The sequence below is a fragment of the Streptomyces sp. NPDC100445 genome, assembly GCF_044759735.1.
GTDB lineage: Bacteria > Actinomycetota > Actinomycetes > Streptomycetales > Streptomycetaceae > Streptomyces.
This window is the reverse complement of sequence record NZ_JBIVZV010000012.1, coordinates 318,024-324,675: the sequence shown is the minus strand read 5'-3', so window position 1 is coordinate 324,675 and position 6,652 is coordinate 318,024. Positions and strand designations below refer to the sequence as shown.

The 6,652-nt window shown below is 73.6% G+C and carries 2 protein-coding genes; one reads left to right on the top strand and one right to left on the bottom strand.

The window, feature by feature from the left end:
• Nucleotides 1-738 precede the first annotated feature (738 nt).
• Nucleotides 739-2,247 (bottom strand): type VII secretion integral membrane protein EccD, encoded by a 1,509-nt coding sequence (eccD, locus tag ACIQVT_RS27345; protein WP_403759490.1) that lies wholly within the window; start codon nt 2,245-2,247, stop codon nt 739-741.
• Nucleotides 2,248-2,547: 300 nt separating this feature from the next.
• Between eccD and eccCa the strand changes: the two genes are divergently transcribed.
• Complete coding sequence (gene eccCa / locus ACIQVT_RS27340) at nt 2,548-6,513, top strand: type VII secretion protein EccCa (protein WP_403759423.1); 3,966 nt, start codon at nt 2,548-2,550, stop codon at nt 6,511-6,513.
• Nucleotides 6,514-6,652: the final 139 nt, after the last annotated feature.

Here is a 6,652-nt window from a genome sequence, read left to right as displayed (position 1 = left end):
CCTGGCGGAGGCCGGATGCGGCGCGCCCGGCACCGGCCGTCCGGGCCGGTCGTGTGTCGCGGCCACCCGTCAGAAGCTGGCCATCGACCGGGCCCCCGCTCCCCGTGAGCCGGGGCCCGCAGCGTCGGTGCGGCGCGACGGTGGCTCCGGTTGGGCCGGGCGACTGGCGGAGGCCGGATGCGGCGCGCCCGGCACCGGCCGTCCGGGCCGGTCGTGTGTCGCGGCCACCCGTCAGAAGCTGGCCATCGACCGGGCCCCGGCCCCCGTGAGCCGGGGCCCGCTTCGCGGCCGGCGGTGGGGGGCACCCAGGTGCCGGCGGGGCCGCGGAGGCGGTGATCCGGTGATGCCGGGGCAAGCAGGCGTTGGTCGTCCGGCACGGTCCGGCGTCGCGGTCGACCGGCGGGAGCTGGTCTCGACCGGGCCCCGGCTCCTCGCCGGCCGAGCCCGCACCGGCGATGCGGTGGTGCCGTGGGTCGGGCCCGAGCCCTCGGTGCGGTGGGTGAGGGCGCACGCCGACGGGGGCGAGGACCGCTGGGTTGCGGGCGGTGCCGGGGCGCAGGCAGAAGTCGGTCATCGGCCTAGCCCCGGCTTCGCATGGGCGGAGGCCCGCGGCGGCCGGGGCGGTGGGGCCGCGGTGGGTGCCGGTCGCCCGGCACGGTGCTGCTTCGCGGTCGTCCGCAAGAGGTGGTCGTCGACCGGCGCGGCTCCCTGCGCGAGCGCCCCCACCGCCGGCGGTCGTCAGGAGCTGGTCATGGAGCGGGCCCTCGCGTACACGTCGAAGACGGCGAGGGCCAGCGGGATGAGGGTCAGCAGGACGAAGCCCTCGCAGATCTCCAGGAAGCGTCCCCAGAAGGGGGTCAGTCCACCGCGCGGCAGGATCAGGCCGAGCGCCGTCACCAGGGCCGTGGCCAGGGCGATGACCGCGATCAGCCAGACGGTGCGGATGTCGAGGTCGGTGCGGTGCCCGGCCAGCGCCGCGCGGACGAGGTGCTCGGGCGGGTTCAGGGCGAGACCTAGACCCAGCAGGACCAGGGAGGCGAGCCCGGCCGCGAGGACGGAGGCGACCTGCGCGGTGTAGCGGAACAGGCCGGCCCGCATCAGCATGGCGACGCCGGTGGCGAACGCGAGCAGCTGGGCCCAGACGTCGTCGGAGAAGCCCAGCACGGCCGAGGCGCCGACGGCGAGCAGCGCGCAGCCGCCGACCAGGCCGACGAGGAGCTCGTGGCCGCGCCGCGCCTGCGCCTCGACGCGCTCGGTGTCCACGGGTTCCTGCGCGGCGGTCTCGGTGCCGTAGGTGGGGCGCGGAGTGCCGGCGCTGGGGTTCTCGAAGCCGATCGGCAGCCGGGCGAACCGCATCGACATGCCGGGCAGGAAGGCGAGGGCGCCGACGGCGACCGGCGCGCACAGGGCGGCCGTCTCGGTCGGGCTCCACTCGGTGAGGGTGGCCACGAAGACGGCGACCAGGGCGATCGCCGAGGCGAAGACGAAGGCGACGAAGGGGCTGTCGCCGTGGGGTGCGCACAGGGCGAGGACCAGGGCGGCGACCAGGACGGCCGCGCAGGCCAACAGGAACTGGAGCCTGCCGATGCCCTCGCCGTCGCTCAGCGGCAGCAGGCCGCTGCCAGCGACGCCGATACCGGGCAGGGCGCCGAGGCCGAGGGCGACGGCCGAGCCCCGATCGTCGTAGACGCGGGCGCGGACCGCGGAGAGCACGACCAGCAGGACGCCGGTGACGGCGGCGAGGATGCCGGCCAGGCCGTGCATGTCGTGCAGCGGGTCGGCGGTCCAGGCGACGAAGGCGAGCAGGGCGGGCAGCACCCCGCCGCCGACCAGTCCCGCGGCCCGGGTCAGGTCGCCGCTCCACAGCTTGTGCTGCCGGGTGACGGCGGAGGCGACGGCCTCGGCGACGTCGTCGTGGACGGCCGGCGGCAGGGAGTCCGCGAAGGGGCGGAGGGTGAGCAGCTCGCCGTCGAGGATCCGCTGGGCGGCGAAGGAGCGGGCGCTGTCCAGCACGGTGCCGTCGGTGCGGACGAGGTGGTAGCCGACCGGGGCGCCCGCGGTGGGGCTCTGCTGGGACAGCCGGAGGATCTCGGGGTAGAGGTCGGCGACCGGGACGTCGTCGGGCAGTGCCACGTCGATGCGGCTGTCCGGCGCGACGATGGTGACCCGGCAGAAGCCGAGTCCGGTGCCGGTGCCGGATCCGGAAGGGGCTCCCGTCCCGGGTCCGCCGGTGGCGGCGGCCGTCATGCTCACCTGCTGCTCCCCCTCAGTGGTGGTGGTGCGTCTATGTCGTGAAGGTCCCGTGCCGGTTGGTTCCGCGCCCGGCGGCACGGGTGCCGTACGGCGGTGTCCCGGGGCCTTCTCCCCTCGGTATCAGGGGGTCCGTCCCGGTATCTCCGGCCTGTTCGGCGTGTGCGCACGCGAACATCCGGCACCCTACCGCCCACCCGCGTTCCGTGAACTCAGTAGGATCACGCGGCGGCCTGCGCTCGCCGGACACGGGGTGGCGTGCGGAATGCCTGGGTCGGGCAAGGGAATTGGTGAGCGGTGAGCCAGATTGTCGTGAAGCGCCCTCCCCGGGCGCTGCCGTCCGAGGTGCCCACGGAAGAGGTCGTCGTCCAGCCACCGCCGGAACTGCCGCGGGGGCACCAGGAGAGCGTGCTGATGCAGCTCCTGCCCACGCTGGGCATGGGCGGTTCGGTGGTGTTCTTCTTCACGAACGGCCAGCCCTTCATGAAGATCATGGGCATGGTCATGATCGCCTCGACGGTGGGCATGTCCATCGCGATGGTGGTCCGCTTCCGCCGCGGTTCCCAGGGCCAGCTGGCCGACCTGCGCCGCGACTACCTCAGCTATCTCTCCCAGACCCGCAGGTCCGCCGTCCGCACGGCGAAGGCCCAGCGGGACGCGCAGTACTACCTGCACCCTTCCCCCGAGCAGTTGTGGGCACTCGTCGCCGAGGGCAGCCGGGTGTGGGAGCGGCGGCCCGGCGACGAGGACTTCGCGCACGTGCGCATCGGCCTGGGCCCCCAGCCGCTGGCGACTCCGCTCGTCGCACCGGAGACGGGCCCCGTCGAGCAGCTGGAACCGCTGACCGCCGGTGCGATGCAGCGGTTCATCGCCGCGCACCACAGCGTCGGCGACCTGCCGATGGCCGTGTCGCTGCGCGCCTTCTACCACGTCACGGTCAGCGGTGAACCGCGCTCCGTACGGGCCTCGGCCCGCGCCCTGGTCGGCTCGCTGGCCTCCCTGCACTCCCCCCAGGACCTGGTCGTCGCGGTGGCCGCGGGCCGCGAGGCGCTGTCGCACTGGGACTGGGTGAAGTGGCTGCCGCACGTGCAGGCGCCCGGCGCCGTCGACGGCGCGGGCTCCCGCCGGCTGATCGGCACCGACCCGCGCGAACTGGAGGACCTGCTCGCCACCCGGCTGACCGGCCGGCCGCGCTTCCACCCGGGCGCGGGGCCGCTGCTGGACGAGCCGCACATCGTGCTCGTCCTCGACGACCTGTCCCTGCTGCCCGACTCGGTCCTCGCCAACCCGGAGGGGCTCCAGGGCGTCACGGTGCTGGAGGTGGTGCCGGGCGACCTCACGACGGCGGGCGGCGACCTGTCCATCGTCGTCCAGCCCGGCCTGCTGCGCCTGGAGTCCGGGCACGGCGAGGTCTACGACGGCGTCCCGGACGCCCTCTCCTACGAATCGGCCGAGGCGCTGGCCCGGCAGCTCGCGCCGCTGCGCATGGCGTCGGGCGGCGACGACGACGAACCGCTCCTCGCCAACCTGGAGTTCACCGAGCTGCTGGGCCTCGGCGACGCCGCGTCCGTCGACACCAAGCGGACCTGGCGGCCGCGGGCGCTCGCGGAACGGCTGCGGGTGCCGATCGGCGTCGGCGAGGACGGCAGGCCCGTCATGCTCGACCTGAAGGAGGCCGCGCAGGAGGGCATGGGCCCGCACGGCCTGTGCGTCGGCGCCACCGGCTCCGGCAAGTCGGAGCTGCTGCGCACGCTGGTGCTGGGCCTGGCGGTCACCCACTCCTCGGAGACCCTGAACTTCGTCCTCGCCGACTTCAAGGGCGGCGCGACCTTCGCCGGCATGGCGCAGATGCCGCACGTCGCGGCCGTGATCACCAACCTCGCGGACGACCTCACCCTGGTCGACCGCATGGGCGACTCCATCCGCGGCGAACTCAACCGCCGCCAGGAACTGCTGCGCGACGCCGGCAACTACGCCAACATCCACGACTACGAGAAGGCCCGCGCGGCGGGCGCCCCGCTCCAGCCGATCCCCTCCCTGGTCCTGGTCATCGACGAGTTCAGCGAACTGCTGTCCGCCAAGCCCGACTTCATCGAGATGTTCGTGCAGATCGGCCGCATCGGCCGGTCGCTCGGCGTGCACCTGCTGCTCGCCTCGCAGCGCTTGGAGGAGGGCCGGCTGCGCGGCCTCGAGACCTACCTGTCGTACCGGATCGGTCTGCGCACCTTCTCCGCGGCCGAGTCCCGCGCCGCGCTCGGCGTCCCCGACGCCTACGAACTGCCCAACGTGCCCGGTTCCGGCTTCCTGAAGTACGGCACGGACGAGATGGTCCGCTTCAAGGCGGCGTACGTCTCCGGCGTGTACCGCTCCGGTGCCCGGCGCGACGCCCTGACCGGTGGGCAACTGCCCGTGGACCGGCGGCCGGTGCTGTTCACGGCCACCGAGGTGCCCGTGCGGTACACCGCCGTCCCGCAGCAGCGGGCGCACTCGGAGGCCCCGGTGGAGGAGGCGCTGGCCGACACCGTCCTCGACGTCATCGTGCGCCGTCTGGAGGCGCAGGGTCCGGCAGCGCACCAGGTGTGGCTGCCCCCGCTGGAGAGCCCGCCCTCGCTGGACGCGCTGCTGCCGGGCCTGGCGGCGGTGCAGGGCCGCGGCCTCACCCAGCCCGGCTACGAGGGCGCCGGCCGGCTGGTCGTCCCCGCCGGTCTCGTCGACAAGCCGTACGAGCAGCGCCGCGACCGCCTGATGCTCGACTTCTCGGGCGCGGCCGGCCACATGCAGATCGTCGGCGGCCCCCAGTCCGGCAAGTCGACGCTGCTGCGCTCCCTGATCTGCTCCTTCGCGCTCACCCACACGCCGTACGAGGTGCAGTTCTACGGCCTCGACTTCGGTGGCGGCGGCATGGCCGCGGTGGCCGGCCTGCCGCACGTCGGCGGCATCGCCTCGCGCCTGGACCCCGAGCGCGTCCGCCGCACGGTGTCCGAGGTGTACGGCGTCCTGACCCGCCGCGAGGAGTACTTCCGTACGACGGGCATCGCCTCGATCGCCGACTACCGCGCCCGGCGTGCCCGCGGTGACATCTCGGTGACCGACCAGCCGTGGGGTGACGTCTTCCTGGTCATCGACGGCTGGGGCAACTTCCGCGCGGACTACGAGGCGCTGGAGACGGCGGTGCTGGACATCGCCGCCCGCGGCCTCGGCTACGGCATCCACGTGATCATCACGGCGTCGCGTTCGATGGAGGTCCGGGCCAACCTCAAGGACCACCTCATGAACCGGCTGGAACTGCGCCTGGGCGACGTCATGGACTCGGAGATCGACCGCAAGGTGGCGGTGAACGTACCCGCGGGCGTCCCCGGCCGGGGTCTGTCCCCGCAGAAACTGCACTTCATGGCGGCGGTCCCGCGCATCGACGGCCTCACCTCCGACACGGACCTGGCCGAGGCCACGGCCGCGCTGACGACCGAGGTCGACCGCCACTGGCAGGCGCCGGGCGCCCCCGAGGTACGGCTGCTGCCGCGCCAGCTCGAAGCCGTCGAACTGCCCTCCGGCGACCGTGTCCCGCAGCGCGGCATCGCCTTCGCGCTCGACGAGGAGAACCTGGAGCCGGTCTTCCTCGACTTCGAGCAGGACCCGTTCTTCCTCGTCTTCGGTGAGAGCGAGTCCGGCAAGTCCAACCTGCTGCGCCTGCTGATCAAGCAGCTCACCCTGCGGTACGGCGGTGACGAGGCGAAGTTCTTCGTGGTGGACAACCGGCGTTCGCTGCTCGACGTCACCCCGGCGTCCCACCTCGCGGAGTACATCCCGATGTCCAGCCAGATGGAGCACCACATGGTGGCCCTGGCCGACCTCATGCAGCGCCGCACCCCGACCGCCGACGTCACCCCGCAGCAGCTGCGGGAGCGCAGCTGGTGGCGCGGCCCCCAGGTCTTCGTCGTCATCGACGACTACGACCTCGTCTCCAACTCCAGCGGCAATCCGCTCAGCGGGCTGACGGAGATGCTGCCGTTCGCCCGCGACGTCGGCGTCCGGTTCATCATCGCCCGCTCCTCGGCGGGCGCCGGTCGTGCCTCGTACGAGCCGTTCATGCAGCGCATGAAGGAACTCGGGGCCCAGGGCGTCGTCCTGGCCGGCGACCCGGCGGAGGGCGACATCCTCAACGGCGTCCGGCCCCGCCCGATGCCCGCGGGGCGCGGCGTCTTCGTGTCCCGCAAGCGGGGCAAGCCGCTGGTCCAGACGGGGCTGGTGGACGTGGAGTACTGAGGCGGGGAGTAGTGCGGGGGCGTGCGTCACGGGGTGGCGCGCGCCCCTTGCGTTTCCCGGGTCGGGGTGTCGGGAGGCCGGGGCGGATTGTCGCTGTCGCTGTAACCGCGTCGGGCATGTTCGGGTATGACAAAGGGTG